Source organism: Nonomuraea sp. NPDC049421, from assembly GCF_040677005.1.
GTDB lineage: Bacteria > Actinomycetota > Actinomycetes > Streptosporangiales > Streptosporangiaceae > Nonomuraea > Nonomuraea salmonea.
This window is the reverse complement of sequence record NZ_JBFAQA010000006.1, coordinates 143,328-162,037: the sequence shown is the minus strand read 5'-3', so window position 1 is coordinate 162,037 and position 18,710 is coordinate 143,328. Positions and strand designations below refer to the sequence as shown.

General features: G+C 72.1%; 20 protein-coding genes. 9 read left to right on the top strand and 11 right to left on the bottom strand.

Going from position 1 to position 18,710, the window contains the following annotated elements:
• Window positions 1–16: 16 nt before the first annotated feature.
• Window positions 17–1,585: a DUF885 domain-containing protein gene (locus tag AB0K18_RS12865; protein WP_364913999.1), complete on the top strand. Its 1,569-nt coding sequence runs from the start codon at window positions 17–19 to the stop codon at window positions 1,583–1,585.
• 6 nt (window positions 1,586–1,591) lie between these two features.
• Here AB0K18_RS12865 and AB0K18_RS12860 read toward each other — a convergent pair whose 3' ends face one another.
• On the bottom strand, window positions 1,592–2,224 hold the full coding sequence (locus AB0K18_RS12860) for a class II aldolase/adducin family protein (protein WP_364913996.1): 633 nt from the start codon (window positions 2,222–2,224) through the stop codon (window positions 1,592–1,594).
• Between the two features lie 19 nt (window positions 2,225–2,243).
• Window positions 2,244–2,957 (bottom strand): TetR family transcriptional regulator C-terminal domain-containing protein, encoded by a 714-nt coding sequence (locus AB0K18_RS12855; protein ID WP_364913993.1) that lies wholly within the window; start codon window positions 2,955–2,957, stop codon window positions 2,244–2,246.
• Between the two features lie 46 nt (window positions 2,958–3,003).
• Between AB0K18_RS12855 and AB0K18_RS12850 the strand changes: the two genes are divergently transcribed.
• The 4 genes from AB0K18_RS12850 (at window position 3,004) to AB0K18_RS12835 (ending at window position 6,151) form a co-directional block, all read left to right on the top strand.
• Window positions 3,004–3,918 (top strand): carbohydrate kinase family protein, encoded by a 915-nt coding sequence (locus tag AB0K18_RS12850; RefSeq protein WP_364913990.1) that lies wholly within the window; start codon window positions 3,004–3,006, stop codon window positions 3,916–3,918.
• 32 nt (window positions 3,919–3,950) lie between these two features.
• Window positions 3,951–5,165: an aminotransferase class III-fold pyridoxal phosphate-dependent enzyme gene (locus AB0K18_RS12845; RefSeq protein WP_364913987.1), complete on the top strand. Its 1,215-nt coding sequence runs from the start codon at window positions 3,951–3,953 to the stop codon at window positions 5,163–5,165.
• Between the two features lie 53 nt (window positions 5,166–5,218).
• Window positions 5,219–5,503 (top strand): 4a-hydroxytetrahydrobiopterin dehydratase, encoded by a 285-nt coding sequence (locus AB0K18_RS12840; protein WP_364913985.1) that lies wholly within the window; start codon window positions 5,219–5,221, stop codon window positions 5,501–5,503.
• Between the two features lie 84 nt (window positions 5,504–5,587).
• A complete protein-coding gene (locus AB0K18_RS12835) occupies window positions 5,588–6,151 on the top strand; it encodes a superoxide dismutase family protein (protein ID WP_364913982.1) in 564 nt (187 codons plus the stop codon).
• Between the two features lie 101 nt (window positions 6,152–6,252).
• Here AB0K18_RS12835 and AB0K18_RS12830 read toward each other — a convergent pair whose 3' ends face one another.
• The gene (locus AB0K18_RS12830) at window positions 6,253–7,614 is read right to left on the bottom strand and encodes a serine hydrolase (RefSeq protein WP_364913980.1); all 1,362 of its coding nucleotides are present in this window, start codon (window positions 7,612–7,614) and stop codon (window positions 6,253–6,255) included.
• A 161-nt stretch (window positions 7,615–7,775) separates the two neighbouring features.
• Between AB0K18_RS12830 and AB0K18_RS12825 the strand changes: the two genes are divergently transcribed.
• Both AB0K18_RS12825 and AB0K18_RS12820 read left to right on the top strand, forming a co-directional pair.
• The gene (locus AB0K18_RS12825) at window positions 7,776–9,527 is read left to right on the top strand and encodes an ATP-binding protein (RefSeq protein WP_364913977.1); all 1,752 of its coding nucleotides are present in this window, start codon (window positions 7,776–7,778) and stop codon (window positions 9,525–9,527) included.
• On the top strand, window positions 9,520–10,194 hold the full coding sequence (locus tag AB0K18_RS12820) for a response regulator transcription factor (protein WP_364370099.1): 675 nt from the start codon (window positions 9,520–9,522) through the stop codon (window positions 10,192–10,194). The genes AB0K18_RS12825 and AB0K18_RS12820 overlap by 8 nt, the downstream gene beginning before the upstream one ends.
• A 4-nt stretch (window positions 10,195–10,198) precedes the next feature.
• Here the strand turns inward: AB0K18_RS12820 and AB0K18_RS12815 are convergent, their stop codons facing one another.
• From AB0K18_RS12815 to AB0K18_RS12790, 6 genes are all read right to left on the bottom strand, one after another.
• Window positions 10,199–11,356 carry a DUF418 domain-containing protein gene (locus AB0K18_RS12815; protein ID WP_364913974.1) on the bottom strand — a complete coding sequence of 386 codons (1,158 nt, stop codon included), beginning with the start codon at window positions 11,354–11,356 and terminating at the stop codon, window positions 10,199–10,201.
• 227 nt (window positions 11,357–11,583) lie between these two features.
• The gene (locus AB0K18_RS12810) at window positions 11,584–12,222 is read right to left on the bottom strand and encodes a GPP34 family phosphoprotein (RefSeq protein WP_364913972.1); all 639 of its coding nucleotides are present in this window, start codon (window positions 12,220–12,222) and stop codon (window positions 11,584–11,586) included.
• The gene (locus tag AB0K18_RS12805) at window positions 12,209–12,460 is read right to left on the bottom strand and encodes a hypothetical protein (protein WP_364913969.1); all 252 of its coding nucleotides are present in this window, start codon (window positions 12,458–12,460) and stop codon (window positions 12,209–12,211) included. The genes AB0K18_RS12810 and AB0K18_RS12805 overlap by 14 nt, the downstream gene beginning before the upstream one ends.
• A gap of 3 nt (window positions 12,461–12,463) precedes the next feature.
• Complete coding sequence (locus tag AB0K18_RS12800; protein ID WP_364913967.1) at window positions 12,464–13,414, bottom strand: SPFH domain-containing protein; 951 nt, start codon at window positions 13,412–13,414, stop codon at window positions 12,464–12,466.
• A gap of 122 nt (window positions 13,415–13,536) precedes the next feature.
• Entirely contained in the window at window positions 13,537–14,085 is a 549-nt protein-coding gene (locus AB0K18_RS12795) for a hypothetical protein (protein ID WP_364913965.1), read from the bottom strand.
• A gap of 44 nt (window positions 14,086–14,129) precedes the next feature.
• Window positions 14,130–14,951 (bottom strand): fused MFS/spermidine synthase, encoded by an 822-nt coding sequence (locus tag AB0K18_RS12790; RefSeq protein WP_364914358.1) that lies wholly within the window; start codon window positions 14,949–14,951, stop codon window positions 14,130–14,132.
• 50 nt (window positions 14,952–15,001) lie between these two features.
• On the opposite strand from AB0K18_RS12790, the gene AB0K18_RS12785 reads away from it, so the two are divergent.
• Both AB0K18_RS12785 and AB0K18_RS12780 read left to right on the top strand, forming a co-directional pair.
• The gene (locus AB0K18_RS12785; protein ID WP_364913963.1) at window positions 15,002–16,534 is read left to right on the top strand and encodes a penicillin-binding transpeptidase domain-containing protein; all 1,533 of its coding nucleotides are present in this window, start codon (window positions 15,002–15,004) and stop codon (window positions 16,532–16,534) included.
• 149 nt (window positions 16,535–16,683) lie between these two features.
• Window positions 16,684–17,331, top strand: coding sequence for a hemolysin III family protein (locus tag AB0K18_RS12780; protein WP_364913960.1), 648 nt, complete (start codon window positions 16,684–16,686; stop codon window positions 17,329–17,331).
• 129 nt (window positions 17,332–17,460) lie between these two features.
• Here the strand turns inward: AB0K18_RS12780 and AB0K18_RS12775 are convergent, their stop codons facing one another.
• Both AB0K18_RS12775 and tnpA read right to left on the bottom strand, forming a co-directional pair.
• A complete protein-coding gene (locus AB0K18_RS12775) occupies window positions 17,461–18,132 on the bottom strand; it encodes a transposase (RefSeq protein ID WP_364913957.1) in 672 nt (223 codons plus the stop codon).
• 83 nt (window positions 18,133–18,215) lie between these two features.
• Complete coding sequence (gene tnpA, locus AB0K18_RS12770; protein ID WP_364913954.1) at window positions 18,216–18,626, bottom strand: IS200/IS605 family transposase; 411 nt, start codon at window positions 18,624–18,626, stop codon at window positions 18,216–18,218.
• Window positions 18,627–18,710 lie beyond the last annotated feature (84 nt).

Sequence of the window (18,710 nt, the reverse complement as noted above, 5' to 3'; positions counted from 1 at the left end):
AGGATATGGTGCACCGGTGGACGAGTTTCTCAAGTGGTACTTTTCCCACCATCCGATCGTCGCCGCCACGCTGGGAGCCGACGGCTACGACCACACACTCGGCGACTGGACCGCCGACGCCTGGCACAACCGCGAGCGCGAGCAGGTCCGCTGGCTCGAACGCCTCTCGGCCCAGGAAGCCCCCACTCTGGACGACGCGATCGACAGGGACCTCGTCCTGTCGCAGCTCAGAGGCGCCATCGCGGAGGCGGCCTGGCCCGAGTGGCGCCGCGACCCGAGCGTCTACCTCGGCACGATCTTCACCTCCCTGTACGCCCCCTTCCAGCACCGGCTCAAGCCCGAGCCCGAGCTGGTGAGCGCCGCGCTGTCCCGGCTGGCCGAGGTGCCCGGCGTGCTCGCCGCCTGCCGCGCCAACCTCGATCCCGACCTGGCCGCCCCGCTGCTGGTCAAGCGGGGGCTCGGGCAGGCGCGTACCGGCCGGAACTTCCTCACCCGCACGATCCCGTCCATGGTCGAGGACCCCGGGCTGCGCGCCCGCCTGGCCGAGGCCGCCGAGCCGGCCGCGCGCGCCTTCGACGAGCTGGTCACCTTCCTCGAGACCTTCGAGTGCGGCGGCACCTGGCGCATGGGGGAGCGGCTCTACTCCACGCTGCTGCGCGAGCGCGAGATGCTCGGCTACGGCGCCGCCGAGCTGCACGAGAAGGGCAGGGCCGCCTGGGCCGAGCTGGACGCCCGCATGCAGGAGGTCGCGGTCCAGGTCAACGGGAGCCGCGACTGGCGGGCCGCCATGGAGTTCCTCATGGACGACCACCCGGCCACGCTCGACGAGATGCGCGCCGAGTACGAGGCCGAGACCAGGCGCGCCCAGGCGTTCGTCCGCGAGCACGATCTGGTCACCTTCGCCGACGGCGAGGAGTGCCTGGTGCTGCCGTCCGCCGAGTACAACCGCCCGGTGCTGTCCGTGGCCCACTACATGGCGCCGCCGCCGCTCAGCGCCTCGCGGCAGGGCGTCTTCTTCGTGCCGTTCACGCCGGACGACTTCACCCCCGATCAGGTACGCCAGCGGCTGCGGACCAACGCGCACGCCCAGATGCCGTCGATCGCGGTGCACGAGGCGTACCCGGGGCACCACTGGCACCTGTCGTACATCGCGGAGAACCCGCGTACGGTCAGGAAGGTCTTCAGGACGCCGTACTTCACCGAGGGCTGGGCCCTCTACGTCGAGAAGCTGCTGCAGGAGCACGGCTACTTCGACACCCCGGCCACCCTGCTCGCGCACCTCGACTTCCGGATGTTCCGTGCCGCCCGCATCATCGTGGACACCGCGCTGCACTGCGAGGACATGTCGATCGAGGACGCGGAGACGTTCATGTCGACCAAGTCGTCGCTGTCGCCCGGCACCGCGCAGGGCGAGGTCAACCGCTACTGCGCCTGGCCGACGCAGGCCCCCTCCTACCTGACGGGCGCCATCGAGATCGACCGCATCCGGGAGTCGTTCCGCGGCACCCTGAAGGAGTTCCACGACCGCATCGCGGGCTCCGGCGGGCTCCCGCTCGGCCTCGCCGAGCAGGTCGCGCTGGCGTGACGCCGGTCAGGCCCGGGGGAACTCGGGCGGGTTGAGCGCGCGTTCGGCGACGGCGGTGAGCTGCTCGTCCGTCAGGACGGCCGGCTTGCCGACGCCGGACGCGCGCACGTACACCTCGCACAGCCACTCCAGCACCCGCGTGGCCTCGAACGCCTCCTCCAGCGTCGCCCCGATGCTCACCCCGCCGTGGTTGGCCATCAGGGCGGCCCGCCTGCCCTCCAGGGCGGCGCGCACGTTCGCGGCCAGCTCGGGCGTGCCGTACGTGGCGTACGGCGCCACCCTGACCACCCCGCCGAGCAGCAGCGTGTTGTAGTGCACCGGCGGCAGCTCGGTCATCGTGGTGGCCACCACCGTGCCGAAGACCGAGTGCGTGTGCACCACGGCCCGCGCGTCGGTGGTCCCGTAGACGGCCAGGTGCATGGGGGTCTCGCTGGACGGCTGCAGGTCGCCCTCGACGAGCCGGCCCGCCGGGTCCACGATCGGGCACATCTCGGGGGTCAGCCGGTCGAGCGCGACGCCCGACGGGGTCACCGCGATCCGGTCGCCCTCGCGCACGCTGAGGTTCCCGGACGTCCCGATGACCAGGCCCAGCTCGACGGCGCGGCGGCCGTACTCGCACAATTGCTCGCGAAAGGTCATATGCCGGGAATGTAGTCCATCACAGGCGCTCGATCGCGCCCAGCATGATCCGCTCGGCCCGCTCCCGGCTCAACCGCCCGGGATAGAGCAGCAGATGCAGGCTCAGCCCATCGACCAGCGCCAGCAACTCCTCAGCGAGGTCGTCGAGGTCGTCGGGTGTGCTGGGGGTCTTGGAGGTGCTGGGGGCGGCGAGGTCATCGGGGCTGCCGGCAAGGATCCGGTCGCCGCGCACCCCACTCGCCTCCCGGGCCTCTTCGCGCGGCTCGCCCGCCTTGCCGGCGCTGTGGCGTAGCTCGCCCGCCTCCTGGGCGCGGTCGAGGAGGGCGCGGACGGCGGTTCGTAGGTCGCTCGCCTCTGCGCGCTGGACCTCGGCCAGCTCCTCGGTGGCGAGGCTGCGGCTCCAGAAGCTGACCTCCAGGCGGGTCTCCTGGGCGCGGTCGGCGTCCAGGGGCAGGTTGTCCAGGAGCAGTTCGCGCAGCGCGGCCAGCGGCCCGGCGGCTCCCTCGACCTTGGCGGTCAGGCGGGCGCGGATGCGCTCGTGCGACTGCCGCAGCGCGGAGAGCAGGATCTCGTCCTTGTCGGCGAAGTAGTGGGCGAGGACCCCGTTGGAGTAGCCCGCCTCCTTGGCGATGGCGCGGGTGGTGGCGGCGTCGATGCCGTCCCTGACGATCACCCGGCGCGCCGCTGACATGACCTCGCGCCTGCGCTCGTCGTGATCGACGATCTTCGGCATCGGCCCCTCCGTTGACTTTTTATTCGGACGTCTGTCTATTTAGACTATGACCGTCGTCACCGTCGGCGTCCACATCGTCGACATCCTCGCCAGGCCCGTCGATCACATCCCCGAGGGCCAGGACACCGTGCTGGTCGACCAGATCCGCCTGACCGCGGCGGGCGCCGCCGCGGGCACCGCGGTCGATCTGGTCAAGCTGGGCAACGACGTGGTCACCATGGGAGCGGTCGGCGACGACGAGCTCGCCGACTTCCTGCTCATGGTGCTGGCCAAGCGCGGGGTCGACACCTCCGCGCTGGTCCGCAGGGCAGGGGAGCGCACGGCGGCCTCGATCCTGCCCATCAGGCCGGACGGCGGCCGCCCCAGCTTCCACGTGCCGGGCGCCAACCTCACCGTCGCCTACGCCGACCTCGACGTGGCCGTGCTGCGCCGCGCCAGGGCGGTGCACCTGGGCGGCATGGACGTCACGTTCGGCCTCGGCGACCCCGCCTTCTTCGCCCTGCTCGACGAGCTGCGCGCGGCCGGCACCATCGTCACGATGGACCTGCTGTCGGAGATGCCCGACCTGCTGGGCATGGCCAGGGCGTTCCTGCCGCACGTGGACTACGTCCTGCCCAACGAGTCGCAGGCCCTGCTCATGACCGGCGAATCCGACGTCGCGTCCGCCGCGCGAGCGCTGCTCGCCGACGGCCCCCGTGGCGTGCTCGTCACGCAGGGGGAGGCGGGCAGCCTCGTCGTCACGGCGGACGGCGAGGAGCGGGTGCCGGCGCTCAAGACGGAGGTGGCCGACACGACCGGGTGCGGTGACGCGTACTGCGCCGGGTTCCTGACCGGGCTCCTCCACGACCGCGACGTCCTGACCGCCGCCCGCTGGGGCACCGCCGCGGCCGCCCGCGTCGCCACCGGCCTCGGCTCCGACGCCGGGCTGACCGATCTCGACTCCACCCTCGCCCTCCTGTGAAAGGGCGTCTCCCTCCTCAAGGACTCACTCCCATGACCGACGCAGAGCTTCGTCTACGCGCACTCAAGGTCGTCCCGGGCGGCATGTACGGCCACCTCAACGCCGCCCTGTTCGCCCCCGGCTTCCCGCAGTTCTTCGAGCGCGGCCAGGGCTGCCGCCAGTGGGACGCGAACGGCCGCGAGTACATCGATTTCATGTGCAGCTGGGGCCCGGTCGTACTGGGCCACCACCACCCGCGCGTCGAGGAGGCCGCCGCCCGGCAGGCCGCGCTCGGCGACTGCCTCAACGGGCCTGGCGCGATCATGGTGGAGCTGGCCGAGCTGCTGGTGGACACCATCCCCAGCGCCGACTGGGCGATGTTCTCCAAGAACGGCACCGACGCCACCACCCAGGCCCTCATGGTCGCGCGGGCGGCGACCGGCAGGACGAAGGTGCTCATGGCGCACGGGGCGTACCACGGGGCCGACCCCTGGTGCACGCCGTCGCCCGCCGGCACCACCCCCAACGAGCGGGCCGACCTCGTCGAGTTCGCCTACAACTCGCTGGAGTCGCTGGAGGCCGCCGCCGCCACCGTCGAGGGCGACGTGGCGGCGATCATCGTCACGCCCTTCAAGCACGACTCGTTCGAGGACCAGGAGCTGGTGGAGCCCGCCTTCGCGCGCGGCGCGCGGGCCCTGGCCGACCGCATCGGCGCGGCGCTGGTCATCGACGACGTGCGCGCCGGGTTCCGCATCGACCTGCGCGGGTCGTGGGAGCCGTACGGCGTGCGCCCCGACCTGACCGCCTGGTCGAAGGCGATGGCCAACGGCTACCCGATCGCCGCCGTCACCGGCACCGACGCGCTGCGCGGCGCGGCGCAGCAGCTCTACTCGACCGGCTCGTTCTGGTTCTCCGCGGTGGCGATGGCGGCGGCCAAGGCCACGATCGAGACCCTGCGCGACACCGACGGCATCGCCGCGATGGAGCGGGCCGGCACCCAGCTCAGGGAGGGCCTGTACGCGCAGGCCAAGTCCCACGGGTTCACGATCAACCAGACCGGCCCCGTGACGATCCCATGGCTCAGCTTCGACGGCGACGCCGACCTGTCGGCGGCCATGCACTGGACGGACGCCTGCCTGCGGCACGGCGTCTACCTGCACCCCTGGCACAACTGGTTCCTGTCGGCCGCCCACACCGAGGAGGACGTGGCGGCCGCGCTGGAGGGCACCGACCAGGCGTTCGCGGAGACCAGAGCGCACTTCGGCTGACACCACGACGGCGCCTCCGGACGCGCACGGGGGCGCCGCCGTACGGTGATGTCATGGACATCGAGAGCAAGCTCGCCACCGTGCCGGCCTGGCAGCGCGTGGGCGAGGAGATCAGGCGTACGGTCACCGCGCCCGACTTCCCGACCGCGATCCGCATCGTGGACGAGATCGCGGTACGGGCCGAGGAGCTCGACCATCACCCCGACATCGACATCCGCTGGCGCACGCTGCACCTGGCGCTCACCACCCACTCGGCGGGCCGCCTGACGGACAAGGACGTCACACTGGCGGCACACATCGACGAGATCGTGGCAAAACATGGCGCTGCAGCGAAATGACGATACGTAGCGGCCCGGTCACTCGTTAGAGTGGGTGCCTCTCGGAGCCCGCGTGCCGGAAGGGCTCGGATCATGGGGGGTCTCATGCGTGTGTCCGCGTTCCTGCTCAGCCTGGCGGCGACCGCCACGGTGGCGGCTTCCATCACGTCGTGCGCGGGGCCGTCCGCGCCGGTCCAGAACGCCAAGACCGCGCCCGACGAGACGATCGATCTCAACGCGGCGGGCGAGTTCTCCAAGGACGACACCGCGGCCATCGTCTACGACCGCAAGCTCGCCCCCCAGGGGGCGCAGGCCAGCGTCACCGTCGAGTCGTCCGGTGGGCAGACCCGCACCTCGCTCGTGGTCGAGGGGCTGCGGCCGCGCCGCACGTACGGCGCCCACCTGCACGCCAAGCCGTGCGGCGCCGACCCGGAGGCCGCCGGCCCCCATTACCAGCACCACCCCGGCCAGATCGACCCGGTGAGCGAGGTGTGGCTCGACTTCACCACCAACGAGGAGGGCCAGGGCCGCTCGGCCGCCCGCAACGACTGGGCGCTGGAACGTGCCAAGCTGCCCGGCTCCCTGGTCATCCACTCCAAGGCCACCAAGAAGTCCGGCCCCCAGGTCGGCACCGCCGGTGACCGCGTCGCCTGCCTGACCCTGAAGTAAGACCACCCGGAGCCAGGCGCCCGCCCGGAGCCGGGCGTCTGGCCGCTGGAAACCCGCGGCGACGCTCGTCCGAGGCGGGGCGCCCGGCCGTTCTGGGTGCGTCAGGAGCCGTTGGCGAGGGTGAAGGCGCCGCGTGCCACGGCGATCTGGTCGAGCGTCGCCGCCTCGCTGATGGGAGACTTCCCGTCGGCCCCCATCGCCACCACCACGTACGTCTTCCCGCCGGCCGTCCGCGCGAGGAAGCTCACGTCCGACAGGCCGGGCTCGGAGCCGCCCTTGAACCACACGGTCGGCCACGCCTTCCTGTCCAGCCCCAGCCCGGCGTCGTTGATCGACATGACCTGCCCGATGCGCTCGTCACCGAGCTTCACCAGCTCCGTGTAGGCCCGGCAGATGTCGTTGGGCGAGGCGAACCACTCCACGGTGTCCAGCTCACGCGGCGCCGTGTACAGCTCGAACGCCGACAGGTCCTGCCCGGCCACCACCTTCTCCAGGTAGGAGCGCTGCTTCGCCTCGCTCATCGCCAGATACTTCCTGGCCTGGCGCGGATACTTCACGCCCTTGAGCACGAACAGGTCCCTGGTGGTCAGCAGCGGCTCGTTGCGCCGGTCGCGCACCCCCCAGGAGCGCAGCGTCCGCTCGACCGCCTCGCGCCCCACCTTGTGGATCAGCAGGTCGGTGGCCGTGTTGTCGCTGATCGAGATCATCAGCTTGGCCGCCTCCAGCACGGTGACCTTGCTGCCGTCGGGCCGCCCGTGCAGCTCGCCGCCCGGCAGGCTCTTCAGCTCCGGCGTGATCGTCAGCTCGGTGTCCCAGCCGAACCGGCCGCTCTTGATCTGCTGGGCGAGCGTGCCGAGCACGTACAGCTTGATCATGGACCCGAGCGGCCGGCGCTTGCCCGCGGCGATGGCGTGCACGGGGCGGCACCTGCCGCCGGCGGTCAGCTCGGCCGTCAGGAAGCCGGTGCGCGGCGCGATCGCGCGCAGCCGCCGGTCCGCCTCGCTCCAGCTGCGCACCTCGGGCGCGCCGAACCGCAGCCCGTCGATCAGGCCGCCGCCGTCGACGGTGAGCGCCAGGTCGATCGGGGTGCGGCCGACCAGCGCGCGGGCCGCGAGCTGCCGGTCCTGCGCGGACGTCAGCCGCTCCAGCTTCAGGCCCTTGAACATCGCCATCACCTGGTTGATCTGGGCCGGCGGGATGCTCGCGAGGAAACCCGCGGCGAAGTGCGCGCGCAGCTCGGCCTCGGGGAGCGGCGCGCGGGACACCGCCTCCAGCACCCAGCCGAGCTGCCTGCCCGCCGGCGTGTCCGGGATCGCCGGCGCAGCGACGGCGCCCGCGGTGGGGGTGGTGGCGGCCTGGGCGGGTACGGCGGCGCTCCCGTAAGCCGCCGTCGTCGTCACCGTCATGGTCGCCGCGAGCGTGGCGGCGGCGAGGAACCGGGCGGGCTTCGATCGGGTGATCATGCACCCTCCTTCAGGGGTCGGCTACGTGTCCACCATTCGATCGCCGTCGCCCGGCCGGGGACCACCGTGCGAACCACCGTCATGGCAGGTGCGGATGGCCGTACGAAATATGCGGATAACCACATAGACGCCTACCTGCCCGCTCGCCACGATGGGAGCCTATGAGTACGAGGCCGCTGGCCGGGCTGACGGCGCTGACCGCGGCCGCGACCGCCACCACGGGCGCGCTCCTGGAGAGCGGCCTGCCCGCCCCGGCGACGCAGTGGGTCTACGTCGTGATCGCGCTGCCGCTGCCCGCGCTGGGCTGGCTGCTGACCGTGCGGCGGCCCGAGCTGCGCTATGGCCCGCTGCTGCTGACCGCCGCGCTGCTGTTCGGGCTGGGCGGGCTCGGCGTCGGCCTGGCCGCGCGCGGCGCACCCGACCTGCTCGTCATCCCGCTCACCGCCCTCTACGCCCCCTTCTACGCGCTGACCTGGGTCTTCGTGCCGCTGCTCTTCCCCGACGGCCGGCTGCCGTCGCGGCGCTGGCGTCCGGTGGCGTGGATCTCCGCCGCCGCGCTCGTCGTGCACACCGCCGGCACCGTGCTGATGGTCGAGAACCCCTACGGCCCGCCGGGCGGCCCCGTGACGCCGCTCGATCTCGCCGTCATGCTCGTGCAGGCGGCCGGGCAGCTCGTCGTGGTCATCATGGCGGTGGTGGTGTTCTGCGGGCTCGTGGTGCGCTGGCGGCGCAGCGCGCCCGGGGAGCGCGGGCAGTACGCGTGGATGGTCGGCGGCACCGCCGCCACCCTGGCCGGCGTGGTCGCGCTCTTCTTCGGCCTGGGCGGCTCGCTCGGCGCCCGTGAGCAGGCCTGGCCCGTCATCATGGTCGGGATGCTGGCGATCGTCGGGGCGCTGCCCGCCGCGATCACCGTGGCGATCTTCCGGCACCGGCTGCTCGACGTCCGCGTCGGCATCAGGGGCTCGCGCCTGCACCTCGTGTTCGACCTGCGGCCGACCGCCGACGAGGTGCTGTCCGACCTCGGCACCGCGCTCGCCGGCACCTCCGAGCCCGTGGAGCAGCTCGGCAGGCTCGCCGCCGCCATCCGCGCGGGGCTCGACCTCAGGTGGGCGGCCGTCACGCTCGCCGACGGCACCCGCGTGGTCGCCGGCGAGGAGGACGGGCCGCCCGGCCTTGAGCTGCCCGTGCCCGGCGGCCTCGGCCGCATCGCCTGCGGGCCCAGGGACGGCGGGCCGCTCACGCGTACCGACCGGCGCCTGCTCGAAGCGCTCGCCGTGCCCGCCGGGCTCGCCATCCAGAGCGCCGGGCTCGTCACCCGCCTGGTCAACGCGCAGGAGGCCGAGCGGCGCCGCATCGAGCGCAACATCCACGACGGCGTGCAGCAGCAGCTCGTCGCCCTCATCGCCGGGCTCGAACTCGCCAGGGCCACGGGCGCGGGCCCCGACATGCTGACCCATCTGCGCGAGCAGGCCCGCCAGACGCTCGACGACCTGCGCGAGCTGGCCGCCGGCATCCACCCGTCATCCCTCAGCCAGGGCGGGCTGGTCGAGGCCGTGGAGGAGCGCTGCTCGCGGCTGCCCGTCCGTACGACGGTGAGCGCGCCGCCGCCGCTGCGCGCCCGCCGCTTCACCGACGAGATCGAGGGCGCCATGTACTTCACGGTCAGCGAGGCCGTGACCAACGCACTCAAACACGCCGCGCCCGGCCACATCGACGTGCGCCTGTCGCAGGACGACGGACGCCTGCGCGCCACCGTGGCCGACGACGGCACGGGCTTCGACCCGAGTACGGCGGCCCGCAGAGGGCTCGCCACCCTCGCCGACCGCCTCGACGCGCTCGGCGGCGGACTGACCGTGGGCAGCGAACCGGGGAAGGGGACGCGGATGGACGCATGGGTGCCCGTCGATGGCTGAGCAGATCCGCACGGTGGTGGCCGACGACCACTACCTCGTCCGCGAGGGCACCAGGCGGCTGCTCGAGCTGTCGGGCGAGGTGAGCGTCGTCGGCGCGGTCGGTGACGCCGACGAGCTGCTCGACGCCGTACGCCGCCTGCGCCCCCACGTCGTCGTCACCGACATCAGGATGCCCGGCGGGCAGTGGCGGCAGGGCTTCGAGGGCATCGACGCCGCCCACCGCATCCGCGCCGCGCACCCCGAGGTGGGCGTGGTGGTGCTGTCGCAGTTCTCGGACGCCCTGTTCGCCTTCGAGCTGTTCAAGCACGGCACCGAGGGGTACGCGTACCTGCTCAAGGACCGCGTCGGCGACCTGGACGAGCTGCTCGGCGCGATCCAGGCGGTGGCCGCGGGCGGCTCCGTCATCGACCCCAAGGTGGTGGAGGGCCTGCTGGCCAGGCGCGACGTGCGCGGCCAGCAGGAGGAGCTGACCGCGCGGGAGCGGGACGTACTGCGTGAGATGGCCCACGGCCGGACGAACGCCGCCATCGCCCGCGCCCTGCACCTGTCGATCTCGTCGGTGGAGAAGAACGTCAACGCCATCTTCACCAAGCTCGGCCTGGAGAACAGCGGCGACGTGCACCGGCGGGTGGCCGCGGTGCTGGCCTACCTCGGGCCGGAGCCCTGACGGCTCAGCGGTAGGCCAGGCGGCGCAGCAGCAGCTCGGCCGGGCCCCGGTGACCGGCCCGCCGCATCACGTCGGCCAGCAGCAGCGACAGCGCCCAGGTGGCCGCCCCGGCCAGCGTGGCGCCCGTCCTGCCCAGGTCGTCCTGGAGGCCCAGCGCGTACGGGGCGAAGAGCAGGACGAACGCGACCGACTGGAACAGGTACATGCTCATCGAGCGCTGGCCGAGCGACTCGACCATGGTGGTGAACCGGCCGCGCCGCTCCGCCGCCCTGATCGCGATGAGGGCGACGATCGCCGCCATGCCGATGCCGCCGGCGTACCCGGTGAGCGGCTGAGCCAGCACCGCCGCCCACAGCGCCGCACCGGACGGATCGGCCCACACGCCGGCGTGCATGAGCGCGGCGGGCAGTGAGCCGGCGATCGACACGACGGTGGTGAGCACGGCCGCGCGCACCAGGAACGGGCGGTGCCGCTCCGGCTCGTCGAGGAAGCGGCGGCGGGCCGCCCACATGCCGAGCACCACGCCGGGGACCACCATGAGCAGCTCGATGAGCAGCGCGAGCGGCCACACGGAGACCCGCTCGACGATCCCGGCCGCGTAGGAGACGCCCGGCTCGACGGCCACGCCGCTCACCTCGTACGTGCGCTGCCCCTGCGACATCGGCAGCCACATGGCGGCCCCGATCAGCAGCGTGCCGGGCACCAGCGTGAGCCCGGCCGTCCACAGCAGCGCCTTGTCCGAGCGGCGCAGCAGGGGGACCAGGATGAGGGCGGCCACGCCATAGCCGGCCAGGATGTCGATCGGGACCAGCAGCGCCGTGTGCGCCAGCCCGAACACCACCAGCCACCAGCCGCGGCGACGCAGCAGCTTGCGCGCCCCCAACCAATCGGCGCCGCGCGCGAGCCGCCGGTCGAGCAGCTGGACCAGCGAGTAGCCGAACAGGAACGCGAACAGCGGCCGCGCGTGATTGTTGACGAACAGGAAGTGGAAGACGTCGGTGATGACGCCGGCCAGGGGCGGGCTCTTGCTGGTGCCGTCGATGAACAGCGGCGCGTGCGCGAACGCGATCGCCAGCAACATCGCGCCCCTGGCGAGATCGGGCGCCAGCGCCCGGGGAACAGTGCCCGCCGGCACGGCCGGCACCTGCGTGGACATGGTCATGAGGCTCCCCCTCAGGGGTGTCGTCGTGCTCACTGGAGGTACGCGGGGAGGCGATCGCCGCTGTCGTCGTGCGGGGTCCGGGAGCTGCGCGCAGAGGCCGCCCCAGTCGGGCGCGGCTCGGCCTTGCGCGGTGAGGCCGTCCGGCTTGGGGCGGCTCGGCCTTCCGCCAGGTGCGCGGGAGGCCGCCCCCCTCGGGGCGGCCGCGCCTTTCGGGGAGGTGGGGTGGGTCAGCCTGCGCCGGCTGAACTCTTGATGGCGTCGATGATCTTGCGGAGGGCGGTGGCGATCGGTTCGACGGGCTGGGCGAGTTGTTCGACGCGGTCGCGGCCGTCGTGCGGATCGCCGTCCCCGACGACCGATCTGATGCGGGCCGCCGCCGCCAGCGCGGCGAGCACTCGGAGGTCGGGCTCGACGCGGCTCACCGGCCGGCCGCCGCGCACGGCCCTGCTCACCCGTTCGGCGAGCCGGCGCGAGACGTACGGACGGCGCGGCACGACCCGCTCCACCGGGAACAGCAGCACCCGCCGCCGCTCCACGCGGATCACCCGGGCGGCGGCCAGCTCGTCGCGGACCAGCGTGACCGCTTTCGCGTGGTCCTTGCGGATCCAGCGCCGCCAGGAGCGCGGCGGCGAGGTGGAGATCTCCTCCCAGACGACCGCGGGCAGCGAGGCGGGGGCGAGACCGGCGGGCCGCCGCACGGCCTTGGCCTTGCCCCCGTCATCGGCCAGGCTGCCCTGGAGCAGCAGCTCGGCGAGCGCGGCGGCGCGCAGCAGGTGGCCCAGCTCCACGTGTTGGACCAGCCGGTCCTTGCGCAGGTCGAAGGCCAGCAGGAAAGCTGAGCGGGTCAGCGGCTCATGATGCCTCACCGGCGTCTGCATCGGGTGGTTCCTCCTCATCGCGGCTCTCGCCGTCGGGGGTCTTGCGCGGGCGCCCGCGCGGGCGCATCCGCCCCACCCCGTCGGGCAGGCGCCCCGCCTCGGCCAGCGCTCTGCGCAGCAGGAACTCGATCTGGGAGTTCGTACTGCGCAGCTCGTCGGCGGCCCACTTGGCGAGCGCGTCGTGCACCACCGGGTCGAGCCGGAGCAGGATCTTCTTGCGTTCCACGGGTTACTGGTAGAGCGTGCCGGCGTTGACGACGGGCTGGGTGTCGCGGTCGCCGACCAGCACCACGAGCAGGTTGCTCACCATGGCCGCCTTGCGCTCCTCGTCCAGCTCGACCACCTCGTGCTCGGCCAGCTTGTCCAGGGCCATCTCGACCATGCCGACCGCGCCGTCGACGATCCGCTGCCTGGCCGCCACGATCGCGCCCGCCTGCTGGCGGCGGAGCATGGCGTGGGCGATCTCCGGCGCGTAGGCCAGGTGGATGATGCGCGACTCGATGACCTTGACGCCGGCCGACGACACCCGCGCCGCGATCTCCGCCGACAACTGCTCGTTGATCTCGTCGGCGTTGTCACGCAGCGAAAGCCGCGGGTCGCCGTGCGCGTCGTACGGATAGCTGCCCGCGATGTGCCGGACCGCCGTCTCGGCCTGGATGGCCACGAACTCCAAGAAGTCGTCCACCTCGAACACCGCCTGCGCGGTGTCCTCCACCTGCCAGACCACCACGGTCGCGATCTGGATCGGGTTGCCGTCGGCGTCGTTGACCTTCGTCACGTCCGTCTCGTGGTTGCGGATCCTCGTGGAGACCCGCCGGCGTGCGGTGATCGGGTTGACCCACTGGAAGCCGGGGGTGCGCAGCGTGCCGACGTACCGGCCGAGCAGCTGGACCACCCTGGCCTCGCCCGGCGCCACGGCCGTCAGCCCGAAGAACATCACGAACCCGATCGCCAGCACCAGCACGCCGGCGATCATCACGAACAGCCCGCCCTGCCCGGCCCCCGAGGCGAGCAGTGCGATGCCCACCACCAGCAGCGCCACGCCGGCCAGGAACACCAGCGTCGAGACCGCCAGCATCACGAACCCGTTGGCCGCCCTGACCGGGCGCTCGCTGGTGCGCGGGGCCGGCATCTCCACGACGGTGCCCTCAAGAGCGACCCCGCCCGATGTCTCCGCCATCGTCTCGTCCCCTTCTACGTGACTTCACCTTGCTAGCAAAGTGATATCACTTTTTGCGCGAAGAGGAAACCCCTCCCGTGGCGACCATTCCGCGCTCGGCCTCGGCCGAGAGTGGCTGGTGGTCAGGTTGGAGGGTTGGTTTCCTTGAGCCAGCCCGTGAACGCCGCGATCTCTTCGGCGATCTCGGCCACGCTCCGGGAGTCCGTCCGGACCCGTGCGACCCAGTCGCCTGCCTCCCGTTCCAGCAGGCGGGCGCCGCGTGTGCTGCGGTGCAGTTCCTCCTCGAAGCCTGAGCCGCGCTCTCGCCCGCCGAGCCGTTCGGCGACGGTGGCGTCGGTGGCGGTCAGCATGACGCCGATGACCCGGACGGGGCCGCCGGACATCGCGCGCGTGATGAGGTCGGCTTCCAGCACGCTCACGGTGTTGGTGTAGATGAGCCGGCGGTAGCCGAGCGCGGCGTAGTTCGCCCAGACGGCGGCCAGGTTGGCCTCGGTCATCGCGGTCCTGTGCGGGTCGCCGTCCGGCGCGGGGTGCGCCTCGCAGAGGTTGTCGCCCTCGATGAGGCAGTGGGCCACGTCGGCGGCGCGCAGCAGCCGCGACACCTCGTAGCCGGTGGTGGACTTGCCGGAGCCGGCCCGGCCGCCGATGAGCAGGACGTCCTGAGAATGCATGGCGGCCAGTCTCGCCCCGGCCACCGAAGGCGCGAAACCGGTTTTCAGCCGAAGACGGCGGGCGGCGGCACCGGGGCCAGCACGGGGTCACCGTCGTTGATGGCGGCGGCGCCGGCGATGAAGTTCGTCAGCGCCTCGCCGTGCACGCAGCGCGCCTGCGTCAGCCCGCCGGCCGCGCGCCGGGTGAGCAGGTCGGTCGGCAGTTCGGTACGCGAGGCGGCCACGATGAGGTTCCCGAACCGCCGCCCCCGCATGACGCCGGGCTCGGCCAGCAGCGCGACGTGCCGGAACGTGGCGGTCACGGTGGCGAGCAGCCGCTTGGCGAAGGCGAGCCCCTTGCCGTCGGCCAGGTTGATCAGCAATGTGCCCCCGGGGCGCAGCACGCGCGCGATGTCGCCCATGTACTCGGCGGTGGCCAGCTCGACCGGCATCGTCGCCCCGGTGAACGCGTCGAGGACCACCAGGTCGGCGGTGGTGTCCCAAACCTTGCCGGTACCCTCGCGCCCGCCCGCGACGATGACCTTCAGCTTGGGCACCGACCGCAGGTCGAGCTGCTCGCGTACGAGGTTGACCAGCAGTCCGTCGGGCTCGATCACGATGTGGCGGGAGCCGGGCCGGGTGGCGGAGACATAGCGGGGGATCGTGCAGGCGCCGCCGCCGACGTGGACGCAGCTCAGCGGCCCTTCCGGCAAAAGGTCGATCACATCCGCCATGAGTCGTACATACTCAAATTCGAGAAATGTCGGGTCTTGTAGATCAACATACGACTGCGGTACGCCATCCTTGGACAGCACCCAGCCGTCCTGCCGGTCGAGGTCTCGGAGCAGCTCGATCTCTCCGAACGTCACCGGATAACGGCCGGGCATAGGTTCCCGCTGTCCACGTGCCACGTCTCATCGCCTCCTGGGAGCACCGTATGCGACGTCGAAGGCTGATTGTGCTCGTTATCGCCGTTGTCGCGGTAGTTGGGGCCGGTGCTTTCGCCGTCATCGCATCCAACCGGATCAAAGGCAGCGCTGCTCAGACGGCCGCCGCGTACTTCGCCGCCTGGGGCAAGGGGGACCTGCTGGCCATGGCGCGGCTGGTCCACCAGCCTCCCGGCGACTTCTCCGTACGGCATCGGGAGCTGAGCGAGGACCTGCGCGTCGAGTCGCTCCAGCTCACCCCGGGCGCGCTGCGGGGCACGGGGGAGGAGAGCGCCGAGATGCCGTTCTCGGGGGTGCGGGTGCTGGCGGAGCTGGGGGAGTGGCCGTTCGACGGGGTCTTACGCCTGGCCGTACGCGACCGCGCGTGGAAGGTCTTATGGACCCCCGAGACGCTGCACCCGCTGCTCAAGGACGGCGGCACGCTGGAGCTGACCGAGATCGACGCCTCCCCGGCCGAGCTGGTCACCAGCGAGGGCGACAAGATCCCGGTCGACAGCTACGCGGAGGCGTATCTCGAACCGCTCAGGCCCGAGTTCGAGCAGGCCAACCACGGCTGGGCGCTGGTCGCCAAGGTGCCGGGACGCCCCGACCAGCGGCTGCTCACCCGCAAGCCCGAGGCCGAGGTCGAGCGCACCACCCTGTCGCGCCCGGTGCAGGCGGCGGCCGCGCGGGCGCTGGACGGCGTGGACGACTCCACGATCATCGTCATCCGGCCGAGCACGGGCGAGATCCTGGCGCTGGCCGACCGCCTGGAGGACAACTACAGCGCCGTGCGCGACGTCTTCCCACCCGGCTCGGTGTTCAAGACGATCACCGCGGCGGCCCTGCTCAAGAGCGGGCTCGACCCGCAGGCGCAGGTCGGCTGCCCCGGGACGTACCAGATCCCGTTCCACCGCCTCTACAGCAACGACGGCGAGGTGGACCGCGGCGTCGTCACCTTCACCGACGCGTTCGCGCACTCCTGCAACACCACGTTCGTCGAGCAGACGACGACCAGGCTGACCAGCGCGGACCTGCGCGCCGCCGCCGAGGAGTGGGGGTTCAGCCGGTCCATCGCGACCGGCATCGGCGGCAGCTGCGGCGCGGTGCCGGAGACCGACGACCCCGACCTGCTCGCCGCCGACGCCATCGGGCAGGGCGAGGTCGTCACCACGCCACTGTGCATGGCCGCGCTGGCCGCCGCCGTCGAGAGCGGCACCTGGCGCTCGCCGCGGCTGCTGTCCAAGGAGCAGGTACGCCGCATCGACGGCGTCCCGCACGGCGACGTGGTGATGGACTCCCGGCTGGTGTCGGCGCTGCGCGACATGATGGCCGCCGTGGTCGACCACGGGACGGCCTCCGGGGCGGGACTGCCCACCGACGTCTCGGGCAAGACGGGCACCGCCGAGGTCCCGGACGGCACGTCGCACGCCTGGTTCATCGGCTTCCGCGATGATCTGGCCTTCTGCGTCTTCGTCCGGCACGGCGGCTCGGGCCGCTCCGCCGCCGTCCCGATCGCCGCCCGCCTCTTCAGCGGCTTGTGAGGCGCTCCCAGCGGCTCCCCGCACCTGGCCCGCCACTCCCAGCGACCTTCCGCACCTCGCCCCGCCGCTCCCAGCAGCTCAAGCGTTTCGCCCTTCTTATGCGGGTCCCGACACCTTTCCGGCTAGTAACCTACGGTACCGTAGGTTCCATGACGACCATCACCGCCAAGCCCAGGCTGCGAGGCTGGTTGCACACCGGAGCGCTGCCCGTGACCCTGGTCGCCGGGTTCGTACTCGTGGCGCTCGGCCCCACCCTGCAGGCCCGGCTGGCCTCCGCCATCTACGCGATCACCTCGGCGTTGCTGTTCGGCATCTCCGCCACCTACCACCGCAGCACCCTCGGCCCCCGCCTCGCGGAGTTCCTGCGCCGGATCGACCACGCGAACATCTACCTGATCATCGCCGGCACCTACACCCCGTTCGCCCTGCTGGCACTCGACGGCACCCCACGGGTGGCGGTGTTGTCGGTGATCTGGGGCGGCGCCCTGGCCGGCGTGCTGTTCCGGGTGTTCTGGATGAACGCCCCCCGCTGGCTCTACACCGTCCTCTACCTGGCGCTCGGCTGGACCGCCGTCTTCGTGATGCCCCAGCTCCTGGAGGGCGCGGGCGTGGCCGCCGTCGTGCTGGTGGCGGTCGGCGGCGTCTTCTACTCGGCGGGCGCCGTCGTGTACGGCCTGCGCCGCCCCGACCCCGCTCCCCGCTTGTTCGGCTTCCACGAGGTCTTCCACGCGTTCACGGTGGCGGCCTACCTCGTGCAGTACATCGCGGTGTCGATCGTGGTCTACTCCCACGTCTGACGCACTGACCTGCGAATTGTCCGGCCCTTGGTTTAAGAGAAGCTGGCGCGCCCATAGGCATCCATGACGCTTCTCAGGGGGAAGGACCTTGTCGTGACTCCTCCGCTCCTTGAAGGGAGCGGCTTCTCGCTAAGCCGCTTCCGAAGCCTGGCGAAGGGCAAGCCCTGCCCTGAGGATGTTGACGGCCGCGTTCACGTCGGCGTGCGCGGCATGCCCGCACGCCGTGCAGGCGAACGCGGCCTGGGTGAGGCGGTTGTCCTTCGCGCGGTGCCCGCATCGGGCGCATGTGCGGGAGGTGTGGGCGGGGTTCACGGCGATCAGCTCTCGACCGGCGCTTTCAGCCTTGTGCGCGAGGATCTGCAGGGACACCCCCCAGCCCGCGTCCAGGATGCTCCGGTTGAGGCCCGTCTTCTGCGCGACGTTGCGGCCGGGAGCGTCGATCGTGCCGGACGCGCCGTCGCTGGTGGTGACCAGCGAGGCGACGCCCATGTCGATGCCGGCCGTCGCGCCTGTGGCGGGCAGCGGCTCGGTGGGCACGTCGTCGCACGACAGGATCACATACCAGCGGGAGCAGTCACCGTCTTTCGGCCATTCCACGCTGTCGAACCGGCCCCGCCCCTTGAACCGGGGGAAGCCCGGCGTACGCCCGGCCTTGACGCGGTCGAAGAACGCGCGGAACGCCTTGTCCAGCCGCCGCAGCGTGGCCTGCTGAGAGGAGAACGACCACCGGCCCTGCCCGCCCGCGTCGTCGGCGCGGATGTGCTTCAACTCGGCCGACTGGTCACCGTACCGGACGCTCACCCCCCGCCTTGGCGTACGCGGTGCGGCGGTGCTCCAGCGCGGCGGCCTGCCTGCTGGTGGGGCGCAGCAGGAACCCGTACGACTTACGCACCGCCACCGCCCGTGGACGGCCGCTCGTCCTGCGTCTCGATGGAGCGCCGCACCGTCTCGGCCGGCACCGCGCCGGCCGTGGCCACGCGGCAGGGCCGCGGCCACAGCGCGGGCAACCGGGAGCGCAGGTGCCCGAACTCGGCGCGCAGGTGGTGGGAGGTGAACCCCTTCAACCGGCCAGCCATGGACGACGGCGAATTCGTCGGGCAGGGTTTGACGAACAGGCGCAGCTGGCCGGGCATCACCCCAAGCGCCACGACCTCCCAGCCGTGCTCGCCGGCCTCGGCGCGGATCAACTCCTTGAAGCGGTCCTTCACCCGGCCGCCGAAGGCCGGGCAGCGGTACGTCGGGCACCACACCACGCGGTATCCGAGGTCGTACGCCGCGCCTGCGGAAGCGCGCACCTGACCAGCCACACGATCATCACCACCGTGTCATCCATCTAACGCGCTACGAACGGAGATCCCTGATGCGCGAACCTGACAGGT

What these genes read in the sequence shown, in the direction of transcription:
- AB0K18_RS12800 (WP_364913967.1), bottom strand. Translation starts at nt 13,414, where the DNA reads ATGGCGGAGACATCGGGCGGGGTCGCTCTTGAGGGCACCGTCGTGGAG.
- AB0K18_RS12855 (WP_364913993.1), bottom strand. Translation starts at nt 2,957, where the DNA reads ATGCCGAAGATCGTCGATCACGACGAGCGCAGGCGCGAGGTCATGTCA.
- AB0K18_RS12850 (WP_364913990.1), top strand. Translation starts at nt 3,004, where the DNA reads ATGACCGTCGTCACCGTCGGCGTCCACATCGTCGACATCCTCGCCAGG.
- AB0K18_RS12860 (WP_364913996.1), bottom strand. Translation starts at nt 2,224, where the DNA reads ATGACCTTTCGCGAGCAATTGTGCGAGTACGGCCGCCGCGCCGTCGAG.
- AB0K18_RS12825 (WP_364913977.1), top strand. Translation starts at nt 7,776, where the DNA reads ATGAGTACGAGGCCGCTGGCCGGGCTGACGGCGCTGACCGCGGCCGCG.
- AB0K18_RS12820 (WP_364370099.1), top strand. Translation starts at nt 9,520, where the DNA reads ATGGCTGAGCAGATCCGCACGGTGGTGGCCGACGACCACTACCTCGTC.
- AB0K18_RS12840 (WP_364913985.1), top strand. Translation starts at nt 5,219, where the DNA reads ATGGACATCGAGAGCAAGCTCGCCACCGTGCCGGCCTGGCAGCGCGTG.
- AB0K18_RS12785 (WP_364913963.1), top strand. Translation starts at nt 15,002, where the DNA reads ATGCGACGTCGAAGGCTGATTGTGCTCGTTATCGCCGTTGTCGCGGTA.
- AB0K18_RS12845 (WP_364913987.1), top strand. Translation starts at nt 3,951, where the DNA reads ATGACCGACGCAGAGCTTCGTCTACGCGCACTCAAGGTCGTCCCGGGC.
- AB0K18_RS12790 (WP_364914358.1), bottom strand. Translation starts at nt 14,951, where the DNA reads ATGCCCGGCCGTTATCCGGTGACGTTCGGAGAGATCGAGCTGCTCCGA.
- AB0K18_RS12830 (WP_364913980.1), bottom strand. Translation starts at nt 7,614, where the DNA reads ATGATCACCCGATCGAAGCCCGCCCGGTTCCTCGCCGCCGCCACGCTC.
- AB0K18_RS12835 (WP_364913982.1), top strand. Translation starts at nt 5,588, where the DNA reads ATGCGTGTGTCCGCGTTCCTGCTCAGCCTGGCGGCGACCGCCACGGTG.
- AB0K18_RS12815 (WP_364913974.1), bottom strand. Translation starts at nt 11,356, where the DNA reads ATGACCATGTCCACGCAGGTGCCGGCCGTGCCGGCGGGCACTGTTCCC.
- AB0K18_RS12795 (WP_364913965.1), bottom strand. Translation starts at nt 14,085, where the DNA reads ATGCATTCTCAGGACGTCCTGCTCATCGGCGGCCGGGCCGGCTCCGGC.
- AB0K18_RS12780 (WP_364913960.1), top strand. Translation starts at nt 16,684, where the DNA reads ATGACGACCATCACCGCCAAGCCCAGGCTGCGAGGCTGGTTGCACACC.